General features: G+C 64.1%; 22 protein-coding genes. 9 read left to right on the top strand and 13 right to left on the bottom strand.

What is annotated here, in order from left to right; genetic code table 11:
• Positions 1–86: 86 nt before the first annotated feature.
• From F8G81_RS19875 to F8G81_RS19855, 5 genes are all read right to left on the bottom strand, one after another.
• Entirely contained in the window at positions 87–434 is a 348-nt protein-coding gene (locus tag F8G81_RS19875) for a cupin domain-containing protein (protein WP_267276354.1), read from the bottom strand.
• A gap of 306 nt (positions 435–740) precedes the next feature.
• Positions 741–1,121, bottom strand: a complete 381-nt coding sequence (locus tag F8G81_RS19870) for a universal stress protein (RefSeq protein ID WP_267276353.1) — start codon at positions 1,119–1,121, stop codon at positions 741–743.
• Between the two features lie 43 nt (positions 1,122–1,164).
• Positions 1,165–3,192 (bottom strand): tripartite tricarboxylate transporter permease, encoded by a 2,028-nt coding sequence (locus F8G81_RS19865; RefSeq protein WP_267276352.1) that lies wholly within the window; start codon positions 3,190–3,192, stop codon positions 1,165–1,167.
• 8 nt (positions 3,193–3,200) lie between these two features.
• A complete protein-coding gene (locus tag F8G81_RS19860; protein ID WP_267276351.1) occupies positions 3,201–4,409 on the bottom strand; it encodes a Bug family tripartite tricarboxylate transporter substrate binding protein in 1,209 nt (402 codons plus the stop codon).
• 84 nt (positions 4,410–4,493) lie between these two features.
• On the bottom strand, positions 4,494–5,573 hold the full coding sequence (locus F8G81_RS19855; RefSeq protein WP_267276350.1) for a PrpF domain-containing protein: 1,080 nt from the start codon (positions 5,571–5,573) through the stop codon (positions 4,494–4,496).
• Between the two features lie 278 nt (positions 5,574–5,851).
• On the opposite strand from F8G81_RS19855, the gene F8G81_RS19850 reads away from it, so the two are divergent.
• From F8G81_RS19850 to F8G81_RS19835, 4 genes are all read left to right on the top strand, one after another.
• Complete coding sequence (locus F8G81_RS19850; protein WP_267276349.1) at positions 5,852–6,766, top strand: LysR family transcriptional regulator; 915 nt, start codon at positions 5,852–5,854, stop codon at positions 6,764–6,766.
• 103 nt (positions 6,767–6,869) lie between these two features.
• Entirely contained in the window at positions 6,870–8,075 is a 1,206-nt protein-coding gene (locus F8G81_RS19845; RefSeq protein WP_267276348.1) for an MFS transporter, read from the top strand.
• A 93-nt stretch (positions 8,076–8,168) separates the two neighbouring features.
• A complete protein-coding gene (locus tag F8G81_RS19840) occupies positions 8,169–9,140 on the top strand; it encodes a lipid kinase (protein ID WP_267276347.1) in 972 nt (323 codons plus the stop codon).
• A gap of 12 nt (positions 9,141–9,152) precedes the next feature.
• Positions 9,153–9,791 carry a uridine kinase family protein gene (locus F8G81_RS19835; protein WP_267276346.1) on the top strand — a complete coding sequence of 213 codons (639 nt, stop codon included), beginning with the start codon at positions 9,153–9,155 and terminating at the stop codon, positions 9,789–9,791.
• Between the two features lie 42 nt (positions 9,792–9,833).
• Here the strand turns inward: F8G81_RS19835 and F8G81_RS19830 are convergent, their stop codons facing one another.
• Positions 9,834–11,249 carry a ferredoxin reductase gene (locus tag F8G81_RS19830; RefSeq protein ID WP_267276345.1) on the bottom strand — a complete coding sequence of 472 codons (1,416 nt, stop codon included), beginning with the start codon at positions 11,247–11,249 and terminating at the stop codon, positions 9,834–9,836.
• Positions 11,246–12,547, bottom strand: a complete 1,302-nt coding sequence (locus F8G81_RS19825; RefSeq protein WP_267276344.1) for an aromatic ring-hydroxylating oxygenase subunit alpha — start codon at positions 12,545–12,547, stop codon at positions 11,246–11,248. Before F8G81_RS19825 ends, F8G81_RS19830 begins: the two co-directional genes overlap by 4 nt.
• 161 nt (positions 12,548–12,708) lie before the next feature.
• Here F8G81_RS19825 and F8G81_RS19820 point away from each other — a divergent pair, with 161 nt between their 5' ends.
• Positions 12,709–13,641: a LysR family transcriptional regulator gene (locus F8G81_RS19820; protein ID WP_267276343.1), complete on the top strand. Its 933-nt coding sequence runs from the start codon at positions 12,709–12,711 to the stop codon at positions 13,639–13,641.
• A 32-nt stretch (positions 13,642–13,673) separates the two neighbouring features.
• On the opposite strand, the gene F8G81_RS19815 is transcribed toward F8G81_RS19820, so the two are convergent.
• The 4 genes from F8G81_RS19815 to F8G81_RS19800 form a co-directional block, all read right to left on the bottom strand.
• A complete protein-coding gene (locus F8G81_RS19815; protein WP_267276342.1) occupies positions 13,674–14,186 on the bottom strand; it encodes a nucleoside deaminase in 513 nt (170 codons plus the stop codon).
• 51 nt (positions 14,187–14,237) lie between these two features.
• A complete protein-coding gene (locus F8G81_RS19810; RefSeq protein ID WP_416377152.1) occupies positions 14,238–14,555 on the bottom strand; it encodes a DUF202 domain-containing protein in 318 nt (105 codons plus the stop codon).
• A gap of 31 nt (positions 14,556–14,586) precedes the next feature.
• On the bottom strand, positions 14,587–14,991 hold the full coding sequence (locus F8G81_RS19805) for a YidH family protein (protein WP_267276341.1): 405 nt from the start codon (positions 14,989–14,991) through the stop codon (positions 14,587–14,589).
• A gap of 76 nt (positions 14,992–15,067) precedes the next feature.
• Positions 15,068–15,655 (bottom strand): PadR family transcriptional regulator, encoded by a 588-nt coding sequence (locus F8G81_RS19800; protein WP_267276340.1) that lies wholly within the window; start codon positions 15,653–15,655, stop codon positions 15,068–15,070.
• A 116-nt stretch (positions 15,656–15,771) separates the two neighbouring features.
• Here F8G81_RS19800 and F8G81_RS19795 point away from each other — a divergent pair, with 116 nt between their 5' ends.
• Positions 15,772–16,866 (top strand): aromatic ring-hydroxylating dioxygenase subunit alpha, encoded by a 1,095-nt coding sequence (locus F8G81_RS19795; protein ID WP_267276339.1) that lies wholly within the window; start codon positions 15,772–15,774, stop codon positions 16,864–16,866.
• 32 nt (positions 16,867–16,898) lie between these two features.
• Entirely contained in the window at positions 16,899–18,056 is a 1,158-nt protein-coding gene (locus tag F8G81_RS19790) for a PDR/VanB family oxidoreductase (RefSeq protein ID WP_267276338.1), read from the top strand.
• Positions 18,057–18,087: 31 nt separating this feature from the next.
• Here F8G81_RS19790 and F8G81_RS19785 read toward each other — a convergent pair whose 3' ends face one another.
• Both F8G81_RS19785 and lhgO read right to left on the bottom strand, forming a co-directional pair.
• Positions 18,088–18,903: a carbonic anhydrase gene (locus F8G81_RS19785; RefSeq protein ID WP_267276337.1), complete on the bottom strand. Its 816-nt coding sequence runs from the start codon at positions 18,901–18,903 to the stop codon at positions 18,088–18,090.
• A gap of 145 nt (positions 18,904–19,048) precedes the next feature.
• Positions 19,049–20,284 carry an L-2-hydroxyglutarate oxidase gene (gene lhgO / locus F8G81_RS19780; RefSeq protein ID WP_267276336.1) on the bottom strand — a complete coding sequence of 412 codons (1,236 nt, stop codon included), beginning with the start codon at positions 20,282–20,284 and terminating at the stop codon, positions 19,049–19,051.
• Between the two features lie 142 nt (positions 20,285–20,426).
• Here lhgO and F8G81_RS19775 point away from each other — a divergent pair, with 142 nt between their 5' ends.
• Together F8G81_RS19775 and F8G81_RS19770 are read left to right on the top strand one after the other, a co-directional pair.
• Positions 20,427–21,461 carry an LLM class flavin-dependent oxidoreductase gene (locus F8G81_RS19775; protein ID WP_267276335.1) on the top strand — a complete coding sequence of 345 codons (1,035 nt, stop codon included), beginning with the start codon at positions 20,427–20,429 and terminating at the stop codon, positions 21,459–21,461.
• 100 nt (positions 21,462–21,561) lie between these two features.
• Positions 21,562–21,765 carry a hypothetical protein gene (locus F8G81_RS19770; protein ID WP_267276334.1) on the top strand — a complete coding sequence of 68 codons (204 nt, stop codon included), beginning with the start codon at positions 21,562–21,564 and terminating at the stop codon, positions 21,763–21,765.
• The last annotated feature ends 190 nt before the right edge of the window (positions 21,766–21,955 follow it).

The raw sequence follows: 21,955 nt of genomic DNA, 5'->3' as shown, positions 1-21,955 counted from the left end.
CAAATCGGCGGCGGCGCCGGAAAAACCAGCGGGCCGCACCCTCCATGAGGGTGCGGCCCGGTAGCCTAGCGCCAGGTCAGTTGTGCTCAGTCGAAGCCGTGGGTGTACACCTTGCGGATGGTCTCGGTGACCTCCCAGCGGCCCGACCAGCCCTTGGGCTGGACCACAACGTCGCCGGCGGAGACCTCGTGGACGTTGCCGGTGGCGCCATCCGTGACGGTCACGCGGCCGCTGACGATGTAGCAAACCTCGGTGTCCTCGCGGGGGGTGATGTTCCAGCCGCCGGGCTGGCACTCCCAGACGCCAGTCTGGAAACCGGAGTCGAACTTCAGGATCGCCGTTTTAGGGTCACCCGAGTCATAGCCGGCACGGTGGCCGTTGGGCTCCAGCTCACCGGTAATTTTGGCTGCAGGGACGTATACGTATGGACGCATGTTTTTCCTTCCGCTGATTGTGAATTGTTGACAATGGTAGTGCATCAAACAGCACGCGTCTACATATCCCTGTTCGTTACGGCCCTTAATATCGCCGTCGTGAAGTGCCTTGACGAACTGAACAAGCACCTCGGTCTCTAACCGGACTTCGACGCAAATAGGAGGAGGCAGGGCGACCAGTGTGGTCACCCTGCCTCCTTTGCATGCTGCGCAGTCCCGCGCCCGTCCGTCGGGCTACCTGTTGCGATGGAGTGCGGGAACGGCAGCACGCTCACCGGACCATGAGTCCGGCAGCAGTGGCACCGGTCAGAGTTTGTCTGACCGGACGGCGAGTACGGGGCAGGTGGCGTCCAGCAGGATGCGCTGAACGGTGCTTCCCAGAATGAGCTTGCCCACCATGGACCGGTGCCTCAGTCCAATAACAATCATTTCGGCGCTCCGGTCCTGTGCGATCTGGATGACCGCGTCCCCCGGATCTGCCAGGATCGAGGATTCGATGGTCAGGGCCAGGCCGGCGTCGGTCAGTTGGCCTTCCAACTCCCGCAGTTCCTGCGCGTCCAGGTCGTGGTGGCCACGGCCGACATTCACGATGAGCAGGTCTGATTTCCGAAGATGGGCTTCCTTAATCCCCTCAGTCAGCGCCTCCCTGCCTTCGGGAGCGGGTGCATAGGCTACGAGTACAGTCATTTTTCGTTCTCCAATGGCCTTCTATTTGGGTGGTGTACCGGTGCTAGACGAGGGTGTTGAGCCAGCCCTGCGGCAGGTCAATCGGCAGGAGCGAGGGCAGTGCCAGGAGCACGACGTACAGGACGCCGGTGTAGATGATCGCGACCTTGAGCCGGGCCCTTGCGACTATCAGGAGGAAGGCCGGGATGAAGATCGTGACTGCAATCAGGTATCCGAAGGCGGCCGTGAGAGCCAGGAAGCCTGTCATCCATAGGAAGGTCTTCAACGCGAACTTTGCGTCAAGGGTCCAACCTGCCTTCGCGGGCTGTGTGTCAAGGATGCCCTCTGCCTCCTGAGCAAGGGTCTCGTCTGCCTTCGGGGTTCTGCCACGAAGCCTTGTCCGGATCTCAATGAAGAGCAGGATGCCGGAGAAGACCAGGCCTCCGGTGCTCACCAGCTGGGGGACCAGTCTGGCTTCCGGTGAGAATGAGGCGGACGAGATTAAGGCGGCGGCGAAGGCGATGAAGAAGATTCCTGATGCTGTGAGGGACCAGGCTGAATTCTTCAGCGGAGCTTCGTCGTCCTCGGGCTGTTCGTCCCGGTGGCCATCGTCAGTGTTGGTGCGTCGGCGGGCGCGGATGAACTTGATGAACGCCCAGATCATCGGCAGGATCAGGATTGCCAGGAAGACCATGACGCCGGGGCGGGCCATCCAGTCGAAGCCTTCGTAGAGGCTGTCGGTGAGGAAGTAGTAGCGTTCCAGCGGAATGGCCAGGACGAAGCCGATGAGGAACGGTGCCCGGGGGAACCCCGTCGATTTCAGCAGCCAACCGAAGGCGCCGAGGATGATCATGATCCAGAGGTCGCCGAGCTGGCCGCCTTCCTGGAATGAGCCCAGGAGCATGATGGCTACGAGGCCTGCTGCCAGGACGGCGAAGGGGACCTTGGTCAGTTTTGCGAGCTGTTTGACGCTGAGGAAGCAGAGCAGCGCGCCAAGGATCGAAGCGATCGCGAAGGACCAGACGATCAGGTACATCAGGTCGAGGTGTTCGGTGATGATGGAAGGTCCTGGCTGGATGCCGTAGGTAAGGAGCATGCCCAGGAGCATCGCTGACGGGACACCGCCGGGGATGCCGAAGAGGAGGGTGGGGATCAGATCGCCGGCTTCCACCGAGTTGTTGGCGCTTTCGGGGCCGACAATGCCGCGGGGGTCTCCCTTGCCGAACTGGCGCTTGTCTTTGGCGGTTGCGACGGCCTGGCCGTAGGCCATCCAGGTTCCGGCGGTGGCGCCGACGCCGGGCAGGACGCCTGCCCAGATACCGATGAGGGCGCCGCGGATGACCTGGGTCCAGTGGGTAAGCCATTCCCGGATGCCCTGGCCCCATCCGCCACCAAGGCTGATGGTTTCCTTCTGTCCGCGGCGCTGGCTGGCACGGGATGCGATTTCGGCCAGGCCGAAGATGCCCAGCGCAACGGCGACGAGAGACAGGCCGTCGCCGAGGAACAGGCTGCCGAAGGTGAAGCGTTCCTCGGCTGTGGTCGGCGAGGTCCCAACCATTCCCAGGATCAGGCCAAGGAGGCCTGCCGAGACTCCCTTGATGATGTTTCCCCGTGACAGGACTGCCGCCAAAGATACGCCAAGGACGGTCAGCATGAAAAGTTCGGGACTGGCGAAGGAAAGGACGAGGGGCCTGGCCAAGGGGATGGCCAGTGTCAGGCCGACGGCGCCGATGATGCCGCCGGCCATGGAGGACAGGAACGCCAGGGTTAGTGCCCGGGCCGCTTGTCCTTTCTTTGCCATGGAGTATCCGTCGAGCATCGTGACGCTGGCTGACGCGGAGCCCGGGGCGCCGAGCAAAACAGCCGAGACGGTGTCCGAAGTATGAACTACTGCGAGGGCGCCAATGAGGAGGGCCAGAGCCTGGGGCGGTTCCATGCCGAACGTGATGGGCAGGAGGATCGCGACGGCGCCCGTGCCGCCGAGTCCGGGGATGAGGCCCATGATCAGGCCGGCGACTGTGCCGATCAGGAGCATGATGAGCAGGGAGGGGTCAGCGAGGGATGCCAGCGCTGCCATTGCTGAATCAAGCATGATGGTCCTTACTCAACGTGAATGTTGTATTTGTCCGCGAGCAGCCCTGTGACATAGGACCGGACGGAGCCGCTGACTTTGTAGGCATCCCGGACGCGGTCGGCTGTGCCGGGGTCCGCAACCAGGGGGTAGCCGCCGAGGACTTTGGCGGCCTTTTCTTGGAATCCTGCATCAGTGCCCAGTTTTTCGCTGGACTGGCGTAGCAGCTCGTAGGCCTTCTCCGGGGTCTCTTGTGGAACCCAGAGTCCTTTTTGGTAGGTGTAGGTCAGTCCAAGCAGGGTCTTGTAGGCCTCGTATTTTTCGCCCGAGGGCTTCTTCCCGTGGAGCGTTTCGTATGCTTCTGCCACAGTCGGCACGTCGGGGAAGTTGGGGTCACGGATGACGTCCCCGGCTTCGTTGAGCTGGCCGAAGGACATCAGGACAACGGCTTTGCCTTCCTTGACGATGCCTGCGACGGCGGAGCCGTAGGCGGAGGTCGTCTGGTAGTCCAGGTCGATCTCCCCGCGCTGAAGCGCCAGGTTCACCGGGCCCCGGCCCTCGAACCCGAAGGTGCTTGTCACGTCGGCTTCAAGCAGGTCGAAGGCTACCAGGGTGGTGATGTCCAGGCCCGTGGCGCTGATCCCGCCGAACTCGAGCGGCTGGTCCCTGTTGATGAGGTCCTGCACACCGGCCACACCGGCTTCGGCCCGGGCGTAGATGACTCCGCCAGTACCGTTCACAACGACAGGCTTGAGGTCTTCGAAGGAGTACTTCACGGCCGAACGTCCCAGCACCCACGGCACGACGGTTGATGCAGTGCCGACCAGGATCTCGGTGCCGTCGGTCTTGGCTGAGCGGGCGAACCGGTTGGTGCCCAGAATGCCTTCGCCGCCGGCCTCGTTCACGGGCGCAAAACCCGGTCGACCGGGAACGTAGTTTGTCAGCTCCGTCCCAATGAACCGAGCCCAGGTATCCGTTCCACCCCCTGACGCCAGGGGGATCAGGAATTCAAGGGTTTCGCCGCTGAAATCGCCGTCTTCGGTGCTTGAGGGTGGGTTCAGCAAGCTTCCGCCCAAGACAGTGGTTGCGGTGCCCAGCAGTGCGAACGCGCCGACAGCCGTGAGGATGGTCCGCCGGGAGTGCTTGGGCGGTTCAGGCTGTTCGCTTTGCTCGGTCTGCACGTCGATGCCTTCCGGGGAGAGTCCGGGCGGCTCCAAGGATGACTTGTTGCTCGTCATTGAGGAATCCTTTGGTTGGGCCTACCTCAATGCAACACCACTCCGGCGTCAAGAAGAGGACAGGCTGTTTTTTTGGGGTTCCGCTTACCAGGACTCTGGAAGCAGCAGTTCGGCGTCCGCGATGAGGCGGGCACTCCGAATGGTTCCGACGACGGGCACGCCGTCGCGAATTTCCGCCCAGGTCTGGACGATGCCGGCGGGGGTCCGCATGATCATGCCGGAGGAAGGATCAGTTGTGAGGAGGTCCCTGACTACGGTGCCTTCATGCTGCGCGGCCATGGTCAGCGCCACGCTTCCTGTGATGGCCAAGGCCGGATGGAGCCTGCCCATGGACAGCATTCTCACGTTGAGGTCAGCTTCATCGTCCTGGCCCGCCCTGCCGACCAGCGCCAGCTTCGGTATCGCCCGCGCCGCTTCGGCCCTTGTGGACGCAAGGCCCATGCGCACGGCGGCGTCTCTACGAACGTCGTCCAAATGCACGAGGAGTGAAGCCTGGCCATCGATCTCCGCGGCGGTCTCTTTGCCGGTGAGGCCGATCGATTCAGCGTCCAGGATGATCAGGGGAGCGCCGGCATCAATAAGGGTGGCCGCAACTTCGCGCCCATCGAATGTCACCTTCTCCACCGGTTCACCGGTGGGGAACAGCTTCCCGGTGGTTCTCCCGGCGGGATCCAGGAATCCCATACCGACCGACAGCCCCGGGAACGGAACGCCGGGAATCACCTGGGTGCCCGGATCCTGAAGCTTCCCGCCCGGCGTCGGAATCTTCTGCAGGATGAGCTGATCGGTATTGGTGTTCAGCGTCCGTACAGTGGTGACCTCCTCGCCGGGAACAACCCAACCGCGCTGGATGGCGTAGGGTGCGACAACGGCCGAGCAGTTGCCGCAGTTACTGCCCCAGTCCACCTTCTGCTCGTCGATGGCCACCTGTGCAAACGTGTAGTCGACGTCGGCCCCGTCGGTGAGTGAGCGGGACAGGATGACCGCCTTGCTTGTCGTGGAGGTTCCGCCTCCCACGCCGTCGATCTGACGGTGGTCGGGGCTGCCAAAGAGACGCAGGAGAACTTCGTCCACGCTTTTCCCGGGGACCTGAAGGTTGTCCCATTCGAACACCCAGCACTTGCTGGTTCCGCCCCGCATCCATGCTGCTGGGATCTTGTACATGATTGCTTTCACACCTTCCTGGGCCCTTCGTTGGGCCTGCAAGCCCTGCTGGCTGGTCTCAGTGTGATCCGTACCGCACATGAATTACAAACGCCAATATCTGCAGGTCCATGCACTAATACTTCAATCACTAATGGCATTTGCCGCCATTTCACGTGGGGTTGTGGGCAACCATGGCAAGGTTGAGGACTGCGGGGTGCGAAATTACGCTTTCAATGAAGCAGGTGTCTAGAATCGTGAGGGGGGAGTAAGTGATGCTTCAAAGGGAATGAGGGGCCATGCTTAACATTCGAAGGCTCGAATTATTGTTGGACGTGGTGGAGCTTGGATCCATTACCGCTGCCGCGGAAAAGCACGTGTATTCCCCGTCGGGCGTATCCCAACAGCTTCGACGGCTCGAAGCTGAAATCGGCCAGCCGCTGCTGCAGAGACAAACCCGCGGGATGGTACCTACGGATGCAGGGCATGTCCTCGCATCGCACACCCGCCGGATCCTGCGGCAGATGGCTGCGGCAGAAGCTGACCTTGCGGAAATCGCAGGACTCAACCGGGGCAGCCTCACCATGGGAACTTTCCCCACTTTGGGCGGTTCATTCCTGCCACTCGTGATCAGCAGGTTCAAGAAGGAGTATCCGGCAATTGAGCTGCACGTCCGCAGCAGCCGCTTCGAGGACCTCGTGGAAATGCTGGAAAACGGCCAGGTGGGAATGTCTCTTTTGTGGGACTACGAATGGAACCGGATCAAGCCGGGGGACTTTGCCCTCACCACTGTCTTCGAAGACGCCACTGCGCTCATTGTTGGCAAGGACCACCGGCTGGCGCGCCGGAAGCAGGTGGACATGGCAGACCTGGCCACAGAAGAATGGATCGTTCGCGGCGACGCACACCCTGTGGTTGAAGTACTGCAGAGAAGCGCACGTGCTGCGGGGTTCACCCCACGAATAGCTTTCCAGGCCAACGACTACCAGGAGGCCCAGGCCATGGTCAGTGTTGGCCTGGGAATAGCGCTTGCTCCGCGAACCGCAGTGGTAAACAAGCATCCAGGTGTCAGCATTGTGTCCCTCGGTTCGAGTGCCCCGTCCCGAAGAGTGCTCCTCGCCCACCGCCACGACAGGGTGCGCGCCGCCGCGGAGATGGCCTTCCAGGCAACGCTGTTGGACGTCGCCAAAGACACCACCGCGGACTTCCGGTGAAGGATTGCCTTCCAGAAGCGCGCTACCTTCACCACACATCCGAATCCTCACCCGAATCGCCGCGTTTGGCATCCGCTGACCTGGCGGAGCCAAAGGGGAAGCGGTGAGCGAGCGGAAGTCCATGCGGTGGCTATGGATGCTGATTGCCTCAGCAGTGCTTTGCCAGATCGCCCTCAACCTGGCAAGGCCCCTGATCTCCTATAAGGTGCTGGCCCTCGGCGGTGACTCGGTGGCAGTGGGCCTTACCTCTGCTTCGTTCGCCCTCCTCCCCGTGGCGATCGCCCTCTGGCTCGGGAGAATGTCAGACCGCCGGACGTCGATGAAGGGCATCACCTTGGCCGGGACGCTCCTGCTGGCGGGCGGCCCGTTCCTGCTGTCCACCGCCCCGTCCCTTCTGCTCGTTGGAATCTCCAGTGCGGTACTGGGCATTGGACACCTGTGCTTCACGATTGCTGGACAGTCCGCCATCGCAAGGTTTGTTCCGCTCAGCCGGATGGACGCAGCCTTCGGCTGGTTCACTGCGTCATTCTCCCTGGGCCAGCTCGTCGGTCCACTTGTTGCAGGCCTGGCCATGGGATCTGCAGGAAACGCGCCGGCCGACGCCCGGCTGATGGATGCCAACGCGGCATTGATACTGGCGGGCGTTATATCGGTGCTGGCCATACCAGTGGCTCTCGGGGCATCGGCGAAAGAACGCGCGGGTGCCCGGGAAACCTCAGAGGCAGCGCCAGCGAAGGCCCCCACATCGAAGTCGGTGGGCCACTTGTTGGGCATCCCCACCGTGAAGACCAACATGCTTGCCAGCCTTGCGTTGCTGGCCACGACTGACATCATCGTTGCGTTCCTGCCTCTGCTGGGAGAGGAAAAGGGGATCGCCCCCATCGGAATCGGCATCCTGCTGGCCATCCGGGCGGCAGCGTCCATCACATCCCGTCTGCTCCTGCCCGTCATGCTGACCCGATGGAGCAGAACCGGACTCATCACCGCCAGCCTTGCAGGGGCAGGGATCAGCTTGTCGCTCCTGCCATGGCTGTTTGGAAATCCTGTCGTGGCGGCTGTCCTCCTGGCAATCGTTGGATTCTTCCTCGGACTCGGTCAGCCGATCACGATGACACTCATCACGCAGGCGGTTCCTCCGGATGCGCGGGGAGCCGCACTGGCGCTGAGGCTGCTCGGCAACCGGCTCGGACAGGTGGCCCTGCCGATCGGGGCAGGACTGCTGGCAGCTCCAGCAGGACCCGGGGGAGCCTTATGGATGTCATCAGCAGTTCTCTGCGCCGCCTCCATCAGATGGCCCAGAAAGCGCTGAGCCCTCATACCGAGGAACAACAGATGCCGCGGGACACGAGGCAATCCTGGCAGCCACCCAGCTCGCAGGCGCTACTCAGGCAATCGACCTAGTATGTCCCTCATGAAGGTTGCGCAAGCGTGCTCTGCCGCCGTGGTGATTAACGCCGGATCCCGCCGGGGGGCCGCAGCGCGTGAATTTGCGGTGGACAGGCTGAAAAAGGCAGGCGTGCCGGTCACTTCCGTGCACCACGTGCTGTCGGGAGCACAGCTGGCCGGCACACTCGATCAAGTGGTGGCGGACGGGCACGACCTGGTGGTTGTTGCCGGCGGCGACGGGACGGTGAGCTGCGCCGCCGGCCGGGTTGCAGGCACCGACGTCATGCTCGGCGTTCTTCCACTGGGCACCGCCAACGACTTCGCCCGCACGCTGGAGATACCGAGCAACCTGGCCGAGGCGTGCGCTACCGTCGCGGACGGGAAGGTGGTGGACATCGACCTCGGCCGGGCCAACGGCGAGCCATTCCTCAACGTCGCGTCCGTAGGCCTCTCCGTGGCTGTTACCGAAGCTCTTAGCCCGCGCCTGAAGCGGTACATCGGGCCGCTGGCATACGGCATTGCCACCCTGAGCGCTTATGCCCGGCACAAGGCTTTCCCGGCCCGTCTCGAGTTCCCCGACGGGGACCACGAGCCGATGGAGTTCGAAAACCTGCTTCAGGTGGCCGTCGGCAACGGCCGGCACTACGGCGGCGGCAACACGGTCTCTCCCACGGCTGGGATCGACGATCACACCCTGGACATCTACGCCATCCTGGCGGGGCCGCTCCGTGAGCACGTGAGCATCGCACGGTTACTCAAGGACGGAAGCTTCATCAAACACGACCGGGTGTACCACCTGACAAGCCGACGTGTCCGGGTGGTCACCGAGCAGCCGCTGCCGGTGAACCTCGACGGCGAGATCGCCACTGCCACGTCCGCCGACTTCACCGTACAGCGCAACGCCGTGCACGTCGTGGTGCCGCAGGGCAGCAGCAGCGCCATGCTGGACGGACGGCATGCACCGCAGCCAGGAGACCCCTCCATCTAAAGCGAGGTAACCATGGACATGAAGCCTGAAGTCGGCGAGCCGGATGCGGGACCCTGGCAAGCCAAATCACTGGAAACCTTGGTGCGGCGGCTATTGCCGGCAGCAGGACAACATCCGAACCGGCCCTGGATTGTAGCGGTTGACGGAAGGAGCGGGGCAGGCAAGACCACCCTGGTCAACCGTCTGCTTGCTCGGGTGCCGGACTCAGATGTGGTCCACACGGACGATGTAGCGTGGCATCTCTCGTTCTTTGACTGGGCCGATGAACTCCGTGACGGTGTCCTCGAACCCCTGCTCCAAGGCGAGGCAGTCCACTACCGTCCGCCCGGTTGGGTGGCCCGAGGTCGCCCAGGTGCCATAGCTTTACCCTCCGGGCGTTCCGTGGTGTGGGTGGAAGGGAGCGGATCATCACGCCGGGCGCTCTCGGACTTACTCGACGCTTCGATCTGGGTGCAGTGCGACAACCTTGAAGCCCGACGTCGCCTGCTGTCACGAGATGGCCAGGAAGAACAAGACCTGCACAGGGAGTGGGAAGCCCAAGAAATTCCCTTCCTGCTCGAAGACCGGCCCTGGGAGCGGGCCACAGTAATCGTGGCCGGAAGGCCGGCCTTGGAGCACGATCCGAAGACCCAGGTTGTCCTCTTGCCGTGAAAACGATCCTGATGCTCTCCGGCCTAGCGCAGCTGGTAGCCGCTAGGCATCGATCACCATATCGGTCCGCGCGGTGGAGCAGCAGGGCAGGAACTTGCCTGCATCGATTTCCCGTGCCCGGATTCCGCCCTGGTGGTTCATCTCGACCTCCCCGGAAAGCTTGACGACCTTGCAGGAGCCGCACATGCCTTCCTTGCAGTTCGCGCCGATCCTGACACCCGCACGCTGGGCCACCCCGAGGATGTGTTCTTCGGGGTCGATGCGCACATTGATGCCGGTGCGCATGAAGGACAGGGTGAGGCTTCCCGTTCCGACCGTGTCGAAGCTCGAGGCATCGGGGGACCCGGCCTCTGGCCCCGCTTCCGGACTGCGGCCGGGGGCTTCGGACGCGGGCGCGTCCGGGTCGACGGTTTCCAGCGCCAGCCCCGTGGCCTTCAGGGTTCCCTCGGCGTCGTAACCGGGCTCGTAGAGCCCGAACGCGGTGGGCTGGCTTTCGTAGTAATCCTCAGCGGAATCGGCGATTTCCTCGGCGATTTCCTCCGCGATGTCCACTGCAAACGCGAGCTCCGCCTGGTATTCAAGGAGCGTCTGGCGGTCTCCCGTGAAGAATTCCATGTAGATGGAGGTGTCGTCGACGCCCACCTTCCTGAGGAGCTCCGTGGCGGTGTTCAGGTACCCCTCGGGGCCGCAGGCATAGACCTGGCGGCCGTTGGCATCGGGGGCCACCTCGTCGAGCATGGCCGCCGTCAGCCTCCCGGTGAGCCCTTCCCACCCCTCGGGGATGCCGCGGTCGCCCAGCGAGTAGAAGACCTTGACGCGCGAGTCCACGGAGGCGATGTAGGCCAATTCCTGGTGGAAGGCAAAGCCTCCGGCCTCCGCTCCGTGGTAGAGAACCACCACATCGGCCTGTCCGGGCAGGGAGTGGATGGTCCGCAGCATCGACATGATGGGCGTGATGCCTGCGCCGGCGGCCAGCAAGAGGTAGCGTGCCCGGCGGTCGGCGTCGGGCAGGTGGAATGCCCCGACCGGTCCGAGCATCTCCAGGACGGTACCGGGCCTGACGTTCTCGTGCACCCACGGTGAGACAAGTCCCGCGGGATCGCTTTTGACTGTGATGTTGAAGGTCCAGGGCTGCGTGGGCGAACTGGACAGCGAGTAGCTGCGGTCCACCGGATCCTGATCCTCGCCGTTCAGGGGAAAGGCGATGTTCACGTACTGGCCCGCACGGAACGCCAGCGGCGCACCGTCGCAGCGGCGGAACACGAAGGTCATCATGCCGCCCGCCTCGGGAACGGTCTCGACACATTCGGCCATGAACTCCTGGGGGTGCCAGGGGCCCAAGGCGCGGGCGGCGCCTGCGGCTCCCTCGGTGCTGCCCATTACCCTGTTCCACGGCATCTCAAGACCGCGAATGCGCTGTGGTTCCTGGATGGCCGTTTCAGTGAGGACTTCAATCATGCCAAGTGCTCCTGCACGCGCTGCACGTACCAGTTGATGAACGCCTCCACCTGGTACTCGCTCTTCATGTAGGGGCCGGGCTCGTAGGCGGGGCTGCCGGCGCCCGTCTGGCACAGCTCCACGAACGCCTTGTCCTGCAGGTTGGTCTGCTTCCAGGTGTAGGTGAGCTTCTCCAGGTCATAGTCGACGCCTTCCTCGGCGTCGTCAGCTACCAGCCAGGTGGTGCGCACCAGTGTCTGGTGTTCGTTAACGGGGAAGACAGCGAACGTGATGACGTGGTCCCCCTGGAAGTGGAACCAGCTGTTGGGCTGCAGGTGCATCGAGCAGCGGCCAAGCCGGAAGTCCCGCAAGTCGCCGAGCAGCTTCTTGGAGAGCCTGCGCCCGTCGGGCGAGAACGATTCGCCCTCACCGTCGAGCGATTCCCGTGAGATGCGGATACCAGCTACGCGTGTGTCGAGCTCCTCCACCACCTCATAGGGAAGGCCATAGCGGCGGCAACGTTCCTCGAGCGAGGACTGTGCTTCCTTGTTGCGGTCCCATACTTCTTCAAGGTGGGCCGGGATCAGGCCCTCCGTCAGGCCCCAGGTGGGAAAGAGGGAGCAGGCGAGCTCCGGGTGGCCGTCACAGTGGTAGCACTCACGGTTGTTCTCCATGACGAGCTTCCAGTTGCCCTCCTCGACGATGTTCTGCTGGTAGGCGATTTTAGTCTTCGACAGATCGTGGGGCGCGAGGTAGGGCTCGAAGATCTTGGCGGTTTCATCAAAATCCGCCGGCGGTTCGTTCGCAATGCAGACGAAGATGAGTCCGGCCACCACGCGGCTGTGGGCGCGCTTGAGGCCGAAGCAGCCCTTGTCGAACTTCGTCTCCCCCGGTGCCGAGGCGTGGATCAGATTGCCCTCCGGGGAGTAGGTCCAGGAGTGATAGCCGCATACCAGGTTTCCCGTTGACCCCGCGGGTTCGGTCAGGACGCGGGCGCCGCGGTGGCGGCACACGTTGTGCAGGACGTTCACGCCGCCGTCGTCGTTGCGCAGCACGATCAGGGAATAGGGCCCGTAGTCGACGGTGATGTAGTCGCCCGGCTCCGGGAGTTCGGCGATGCTGCCGGCAAAGATCCAGTGCTGGCCAAAAATGGCCTGCATGTCGATGTTGAAAATCGTCTGGTCGGTGTAGAAGGGCGCATCGAGGGAATATCCCACGCGCCGGAAATCGAACAACTCTTTGATTTCCGCCAGCTGCTCGGCAGGCAATGATGAGGCGAGTTTTCCGCGTGAATTGAGGGGCAAGACTGGAGCAGACATGTGTTTCCTCCCGGGAGGCGTGGATAAGCGGGCGATGCGTTGCGACCACTGCTTGCGTCAGTGCAAGCGGCGTTGTCGAAAACCTTGTATTCACGAGATTAGAGCCGATCGATCTGCAGCAAAAGCGCAACATTTAGGAGAGAACAGTGCACAATAGGTGCATGATCGATCCACGGCTCATAACACTTCGGGTGTTTGCCCGGTGTGGCACTGTTGGCGCTACCGCGGAGCTCACGGGTTATTCTCCCTCCGCAGTCTCCGCGCAATTGCGGGAGCTCCAGCGCGTGCTTGGAATGCAGCTGCTGACGAAGGACGGCCGGGGTGTGCGGCTGACGGCCACGGGCCGCTTTCTCGTGGAGGGCTCGGATGTCCTGATTGCGGAATGGGAGAGCCTGCGCGCCGCCGCCATGGAGGCCGGCGACCAGGTGCAGTCCCGTTTTGGCCTCGGCGGATTCTCGACGGCGGCCGCCCAGTTGCTCGCGCCGCTGGCCGCTACCCTGCGCTCAACACGCCCCCTGCTGGAGGTGCAGGTGCTCGAGGCCAACCCGGCCCGCTGCTTCGACTTGTTGGTTGCCGAGCGAATCGACCTCGCGGTCATCGTCGCCATGCAGTCCGACACCTATGTTGAGGACGATCCGCGCTTCGAGCAGACCGTTCTGCTCGACGATCCCCTGGACGTGATCCTTCCCGCCGACCATCCGTTGGCATCGCGGGAAACGGTGACCCTCGAAGAGCTGGCGTCCGAACCCTGGATCACCGAGGCCGCCGGTTCCACCTACCATTCCCTGTTCACCGCGGCGTTCACGGCAGTCGGCGTGACGCCGCGGATTGCCCATGAAGCCATCGAATGGGAAACCCAGATCGCCTTCGTTGGTGCGGGGCTGGGCGTGGGGCTGCTGCCACGACTGGCGCCCCTGCGCGGTGCCGAAAACGTGGTTCGACTGCGTATTACTGGCAAGGGGAGGCCCGCGCGCCGCATTGTCGCTGCGGTGCGCAGCGGCAGCATCGCATCGCCGCTGATCCAGGAGTCGCTCGGCATCCTTCAGGCCAGGGCCAACCGGATCCTCACCGCCCGGCCCGAAGACGATCTCTGAAATCGCATAGCCGCAGCCCCAGGTGGCACACGCTAGTTCTGCTTGGTGATGTCCGCGGTGATGTCCTCCGCGATGTCCTCTGCCCACAAGGCTGGGTTCTTTTCCTGGAACGAACGCATCATGTCCACGCACCGCTGGTCATCCAGGACCACCACCTCAACGCCGCGTGAGCGCAGAAGCTCGAACTCACCGCCAAACGTGCGCGCTTCGCCCACCACCACGCGGGGGATTTTGAACTGGATGATGGTTCCGGTGCACATGGCACACGGGGCCAGTGTGGTGTACAGCGTGGTGTCCCGGTAGCTCTTCTGCCGGCCGGCTGCCCGCAGCGCGGACATTTCCCCGTGCGCTATCGGATCGCCGTTTTGGACCCGTTCGTTGTGTCCGCTCGCGATGACCAGGCCGCCACGTGCGAGCGCTGCCCCGATGGGAATGCCGCCCTCGTTCACGCTCTTTTGGGCGGCTCGATAAGCGGCTTCGAACGCGGGGTGAGGGGCCGGCTGTGGCGTCAGTGGGCTGGTGGACTGCCGTGTGGGGTGGGTCATGCCGTCATTAAACCCGGTTTCGGCACTCTGTGCGTTGGCCCGGTGGCGCCATCACGGACTTCCCAGCAGAACCACGCCGATTCCCAACGCCCCCAGCACAACCCCCGCAAGCGCCGTCCAGACAACGGCGGAGGCGCCGGCGTCGACATTTTCCCGGACGATCCCCGCTGCGCTGGCGCGGTAGCGGCGGCGCTGGGTGAAGTAAATGGCCGCTGCGGCGGTGATGGAAACGGCAAACAGCAACAGGATGGGCAGCCCGTGCTGTGGAAGCCAGCGGAGGAAGATGGCACTGACAGTCACCAGCGCCATCATGGTGCGGCCCCACGCCAGCGTGGTCCGTTCCGGCTGCAGCCCGGCATCACCGTGCAGACCGGGTGCTGGTGTGCGCCGTTCCACAGGGTCAGCGCCAGAGAACGAAAATCAGCACAGCGGCGGCCGCCAGGGCACCGGCCCCGGCCAGCAGTGGCACGATGAGCGGCAGCGGGAGCGGTGTTTTGTTGCGCATGCTGCGCTCCACCCTGATCCAGCGCACGGCTGACCCGGCACTCAGCAGCATCCCCAGCAGCAACAGCAGGACAGCCAGGCCCTTGCGCACTGGCTCCAGGAAAAGGTCGGCGGTGAATGCCTCGATGGCTATGCCGCCGGCAAGGAGCGCCAGCGAGGTGCGGATCCAAGCCAGGAACGTCCGTTCGTTGGCGAGGGTGAAGCGGGGGTCCGGTTCGGTTCCGCCGGGCAGCAGCCGCTCGGCCAGTTTCCCGCGCGACGGCGGCTCGGGACTGGTGGGCGATGTCTGGTCGGTGGGCACGGTGCCAGTTTAGCCGCCGAACGCTGGGGGTCCCCGGCGTTCGGCCCGCCCCGGCCGCAGCAGTGGTAAGCGGCGCTCAGTTGCTGCCCTCGAGGGAATCTATGAGGTCAAGGCCGCGGCGTGCCCAGGCAATTTCCGTTTCCGCCCGGGCGATGAGGCCTTCGTAGGTAAAGATCTTGTACTCGATGGTCCGGCGCCTGTCCGCTTCCGGTGTCTTCGCCAGCCGTTTACTGAGCATCACGTTGGTGCCGTTCCGCAGCTCCTCAATCATGCCTTCCCACTGCCTGCGGCGCAGGGAGTGGTATTCCAGGTGCGCCTTCATGTGGGCGCGGGCGGACGAAGGGTCCGCCCATTCCAGGTAGGCAGCCTTGAGGTGGGCGGGATCGCGCTCGCGGGCATATTCCAGCGGAGTATTCATCCACTGCCGGAAGGCTGCCGTGCCTGCGTCCGCAATGCTGTACCGGGTCTTTGTGCTGTTGGGGCCCCAGGGCACTTCGCTGGCCACCAGCAAGCCTTCCTTCTCCATCCGCCGCAGCTCGGGATAGATCTGGGAATCGGGGGCGTGCCATACGTAGGCAACCGACGATTCAAAGTGCTTCGCGAGGTCATAGCCCGTCATCGGCTCCACGGACAGCAAAGCCAGCAGTGCATAACGAAGACTCATGGCGCCTCCTCCCGAAATATGGTCCTGGCTGTTGCCAATAACTATATCCATAGTTATTGTGTGACGCAGTGCACTACCTATGGAGATAGGCATTTAGCCCGCGGAAGGGAAACGCCATGAACGCAATGCAAGCCAGGAGTTCCACCACCAACAAGGTCCTCGGCTACCCGCTGAATGCCTGGTACGTGGCGGCGTGGGACAAGGAAGTGACCCGCAAGCCGATGGCCCGGAAAGTAGCCGGCCGTCCTTTGGCCCTCTACCGCACCGAGGACGGCAATGCGGTGGCGTTGGCTGACGCTTGCTGGCACCGGCTCGCTCCGCTCTCCATGGGCAAGACCCTGGGCAAGGACCAGATCCAGTGCCCCTACCATGGCATCGTTTACAACTCAGCCGGGCGCTGCGTCTCCATGCCGGCCCAGGAAACCATCAACCCCAGCGCCACCGTCCCTTCTTTTCCGGTGGTGGAGCGGCACCGCTATGTGTGGGTCTGGCTGGGCGACCCCACCCAGGCCAACCCGGCGCTTGTCCCGGACATGCATCAGCTGGATTCGGCCGAATGGGCGGGGGACGGCGAAACCATCCATGCGCCGTGCAATTTCCAGCTGGTGCTGGACAACCTGATGGACCTCACCCACGAGGAATTTATCCACTCCTCCTCGATCGGGCAGGAGGAGCTGAGCGAGTCTGACTTCGTGGTCACGCACGACGGCGACACCGTCACGGTCGCCCGGTGGATGTTTGATATCGATGCCCCGCCATTCTGGCTCAAGAACATGAGGGACAAATTCCCGGGCTTCGCTGGCAAAGTGGACCGCTGGCAGATCATCACCTTCCGCTCGCCGTCGGTCATCAACATAGACGTTGGGGTGGCCAAAGCCGGAACGGGAGCGTTCGACGGCGACCGCAGCCAGGGCGTCAACGGTTTTGTCATGAACGCGATCACCCCTGAGGGTGACAAGTCCTGCCACTACTTCTGGGCCTTTATGCGGAATTACCGGCTGGACAGCCAGCTCATCACCACCCAGCTGCGGGACGGCGTGCATGGCGTTTTTGGCGAAGATGAGGCGATGCTCGCCGCGCAGCAGGAAGCGATCGACGCCAATCCCGACTACGAGTTCTACAACCTCAACATCGATGCCGGCGGCATGTGGGTGAGGCGGCTGATTGAACGCCAGCTCGAGGCCGAAGGCCGCCTGGTTCCCAGTGCCTGACGCAGGCAGCCACTACGAGCGGACGGATAGCCGTGGCAGCATCAAATACTGAAGTGTGGCAGCTGGGAACAGTTGTCGAGGCCCGAAACATCGCGACTGACATCCAGCGGATCGTGCTGGAACCGGACCGGCCACTGAAAGCGGAGCCGGGCTCGCATCTCGATGTCATGGTTCGCATTGACGGGCAGCGGGTGAGGCGGTCCTATTCCATTGTGGAATCCAGCCAGGACGGCAAGCGGCTGGCGATCAGCGTCCTGAAGGCACCGGCGTCGAGGGGCGGCTCCCTCTTTATCCACGGCCTCCAGCGCGGCGACCGGCTGGAAATCACCCAGCCGCTGCAGAACTTTCCACTCCGGGTTGGCGCGGCGCGCTACATCCTGCTGGCCGGAGGAATCGGCATCACTGCCATAGCCGGGATGGCAGTCGTCCTGAAAAACCTGGGGCTTGACTACACCTTGGTGTATGCCGGCCGCCGGCGGGCCGCCATGGCGTATCTGCCTGAGTTGGAGGAGCTACACGGTGCAAACCTTGTGGTCCACAGCGACGCCGAAGGGACACTCCTGGACGTGAACCGCCTGGTGGGCGGCATCGAGGACGACGGTACCGAGCTCTACATGTGCGGCCCCATCCGGCTGATGGATGCAGTCCGCCGGGCGTGGACCCAGCAGGGCCTCAGCCCAGCAAGCCTTCGCTACGAGACTTTCGGAAACAGCGGCTGGTACCGGCCCGAGCAGTTCATCGTCCGGGTTCCCCGTTTGGGGATGGAGGTTCCGGTGGGGCCAGGCGTATCGATGCTGGAGGCCCTTGAGGGGGCCGGCCTGGACATGATGTTCGACTGCCGCAAGGGCGAATGCGGTCTCTGCGAAGTCAGGATCCTCCGGCTGGAGGGTGCCATTGACCACCGCGACGTCTTCTACAGCGCCAGGCAGAAGAACGCCACGGAAAAGATGGCGTGCTGTGTGTCCAGGGCCGTCACTTCGGCCACGGCTGCCACAGCTCTTGAACCCACGGCGCCTGAACCCACAGCGCCTGGGCCCGCGGCGGATGGCACAGGGGCGCACGGCACGGGGGCGTCCGGACCTGCCGTTCCCGGAACCACCGCCCCCGTCGCCGCCATATCCGCTGTGCCCGCAATAGCCGCTGTGCCCGCTGTATCCCGCCCGGCTGTGGTGACCATCGAGGTCCCCTGACGGCACTGGACGCGGCGCGTAGCTGTCGGAATTACTGGTGCACCACACTCACAGCACGGCCGTTGAGGGACTGGAGGGGGCGGTCGTTGCCGTCGTGGACTGCGGTCAGCGCGTCCAGCTGCACCCGCCCCAGCTCGACCGGGGTTTCCAGGACAAGCCACTGGACATTTTCCGAGCAGGGAGGTGTGGTGAGGCTGCCGGTATAGGCGAAGTGGTCCAGCGAGGCCGGGATGAGTGCGCCAAGATCGACGACGCCGGCCGGGGCCTTGGAGCCTGCGGCGGGAGCGGCGGCGGCAGCGTCCACAAAAGCCGCCCAGGCGGCATTGTTCGGGCCCTCGACGGCGAGCACACCCAGCACGGCCAGCCGGCCGTCGTCGGACTGGTGGACAAAGTGGAATTCGGCCTCGAACCGTTTCCCGTCCAGGGTGTGCTCGGACGGTGCGTGGTAGTGGAACTGCTTGAACGTCCAGGGCAGCCCGTTGAGCAGCATCACCTGGGGAGCAGTCGAGTGGAGCTCGGACGTGTGCCCGTTATTGACCACTTCAGCATCCGATGGCTGGTACTGCAGCTGGATGACACTGCCTTGGTCTCCGGTGCCGCTGGCCATTCCATTGAGGGCTGCGCCCGTCAGGTCAATGGGGGACTGCGCCGTGCCCGCCTGGCAGGATGTGTAGGAGGGGCTGAGGGTTCCCCACTCCTGCGGCCCCATGGCTCCCGTATACTCCCACTCCGGGGCCGCGGCAGCGGTGGAGGCAGGCGAGGAAGCGGCCGACGCCGGCTGCGCTTCACTGCCTGTCCTGGCGCATCCCGTGGCGAGGGCCAGGAAGCCCATCCCCGCTCCCAGCATGAGCGTTTTCCTGGAGAATTCCGGCGTTCTTAACATAGTTGTCCTTTGTGCTTCCGTGACCAAGGACCGCCGTGCTCGGCGTTCCCAGCCATTGGAATATCAGCCAAGGCTGGGAGCTTCCCCCTAAATGACTGAGAGCTTCCCGCTACATGACACCGTCTGGCGGCCTGGGTCGCGTTGACGCCTTGGACGGTGCTGAGGCCTTGGACGCCAGGTGCGCGCCGATGGGCAGTGCCGCGGTGGCGGCGGGGGAGGGCGCGTTCAGGACGTGGATCATGCGGGGTGTTTCCGCCAACAGGAAGTCGTGGATGAGGGTGCCGTCGCGGCGGACGGCCTGGGCCCGGATCCCGGCCTCGTGCGGAAGCAGGTCCGCCCTGGTCAGGCCCGGCGCATACTTCCGGCACTCCCGAAGGTAGCTGCCCTTGAACAGCGAATTCCGCAGTTCCCTGGCAGCGGTGGCCGGGTTGGCCCGCGCAACCCGCCAAAGCCCCGGAAAGCGGACGTAGCGCGCCATGTCCGGCACGTTGATGGAGAACTTGGGGTAGCCCTCGCGTGACATGCCCAGGACGGCGTTGGGCCCCACCGTGATGGTGCCGTCTATGGTCGGGGTGAGATGGACGCCCAGGAAGGGGAGGGCAGGATCAGGTACGGGGTAAATGAGGTGGCTGACGTAATCGGATTTCTCAGCGGGCAGCTGGAAGTACTCGCCGCGGAAAGGGATGATCTGCACGTCTATGTCCAGGCCCGCCAGCTCCGCCAGCCGGTCCGACTGCAGCCCCCCGCACACCACCAGCCTGCCGCAGCTGTACCGCTCAGTGCCCGTTCCAACGTCCACCCGGTCTGCGGACTCCTTGATGGAGGTCACGCGGTTGCCGGTGAGCACCTGGCCGCCGGCCGCCTCGACAAGCTCTGCCAGCTTGAGTGCCAGCGCCCGGTAGTCCACGATTCCGGTGCTGGGAATCAGGAGGGCACCAAGTCCGGCTACATGGGGCTCGCGCCGCGCCAGCTCCGCCTGGTCCAGGCGCTCAGAGCCGAGGCCGTGGATGGCCGCCCGCTCTTCCAGGTCATCCAGGCGCCGCCGCTCCAACTCCGTGGTGGCCACCAGCAGCTTGCCCGGCTCCTGGTACCGCAGGCCGTGCTCGCGGCAGAACTCCCGGGTCTGTTCCGCGCCGGCCTTGCTGAACCGGGCCTTCAGGCTGCCCGGCGGGTAGTAGATCCCGGAGTGGATGACGCCGCTGTTGTGGCCGGTCTGGTGCGAGGCCAGGGTTTCGGCAGCTTCCAGCAGGACCACGGAGGCGCCCGGGTTCTTGCGGAGCAGCTGGTAGGCCGTGGCCAGTCCAACAATGCCTCCGCCCACCACACAAAAGTCGAAGTGCGCCACAGGCCAACCACCTTTCCACGGCACGGCCGCTTTCCCCAGGTTCTTCTCCGTTGCCGATGCTCCTGAGATTCTCCTGTACCCGGGCAGGGATGGGAATGGCTGGCGCGGGAATGCCTGGCGGCCCCTGAAGGTTGGTCCTGACATGCAGCGCATCGGATTCCTCTCTTTTGGCCACTGGGGCCCCGGCCAGGGTTCCCGCACCAGGACCGCGGGCGAGGCCCTGGTCCAGGGCATCGAACTTGCCGTCGCGGCGGAGGAGCTGGGCATCGACGGCGCGTTCTTCCGGGTCCACCACTTCGCCCGCCAGCAGGCCTCCCCGTTCCCGCTCCTGGCTGCCATCGCTGCCCGCACCAGCCGGATCGAAATGGGTACCGGCGTGATCGACATGCGCTACGAAAACCCCCTTTATATGGCAGAGGAAGCTTCCGCCACGGACCTGATCAGCGGAGGCCGGCTTCAGCTCGGTATCAGCCGGGGTTCACCCGAACCGGCCCGCAACGGAGCTGCCGCCTTCGGGCACCTGCCGGAGCCCGGCGAGACCGACGCCGATATGGCCCGCAGGCACACAGACCAGTTCCGGCATGCCATTAGCGGCGCAGGCGTGGCGGAGGCGGATCCGCGCTATGCCGGTGGTGCCAGCGGGCTGCTGCCCGTCCAGCCGCAGTCGCCGGGGCTGCCGGAACGCATCTGGTGGGGAGCCGGGAGCCGGAAGACGGCAGTGTGGGCGGCCGGTAAGGGGATGAACCTGATGAGCTCCACCCTGCTGACCGAGGACACAGGGGTGCCCTTTGACCAGCTCCAGGCGGAGCAGATCCAGCTGTTCCGGGAGGCCTGGGCGGCGGCAGGCCACAAGCACCAGCCACGGGTTTCGGTCAGCCGCAGCATCCTGCCCATCGTGGACGAGGAAGACAGCCGCTACTTTGCAGGCAGTGCGCTCCGGGACACCCGGGACCAGGTAGGCATCATCGACGGGCTGACGGCGCGGTTCGGAAAAAGCTATGTAGGGGCTCCGGACGTCATCGCCGCGGAACTCGCAGGCGACGCCGCTGTGCAGGCGGCGGACACCCTGCTCGTCACGGTCCCCAACCAGCTCGGCGTGGACTTCAACGCCAAGCTGCTGGGCAATATCGCCCGGCATGTCGCGCCGGCCGTCGGCTGGAGCCGGGCCGGCTCCTGACAATTGCTGAAACGGCTGGGTGTTCGGTGAAACAGGGAATATCCTGAGAGGGTTCGCGCCACTGCGGCCGGGCAATCCGTGACGACCCCGGGAGGCACCCATGTCTGACAAGCTCCATCTGACGCCGGAAGAAGATTTTCCGGCAGACCTCTCAGCAGTGCCTGACCTGGAGCTCCAGGTTCTGGATAGCCAGGTCCAGCGCCAACTCGACTATGAATACGTGTCTGAAGGCGGGCCGAACCCCGAGACAGAGTTCCGGCACTTCGATCTCGATGAGGAATTCGAAGAGCGCGACGCCCGCTGATCACCGACGCCAGTGCTGTCCGGCCGACCGGGAGTGCATGTTTGGATTTTGATCAGTTGGCTTACTAATATCAATGGGGGAACCATCGGCGGATGGAAGCCGTTAGGCTTATAGCGGCTTTGGGGGCTTAGCGTCCACCATTACAGCGTGACTGCGGAACGGTCATGTGACGGGAGAGAGAAATATGGCT

The organism is Arthrobacter sp. CDRTa11, assembly GCF_026427775.1.
Lineage (GTDB): Bacteria > Actinomycetota > Actinomycetes > Actinomycetales > Micrococcaceae > Arthrobacter.
Note: the sequence above shows the minus strand (reverse complement) of the source record. Positions and strands in the feature narration are given on the sequence as shown.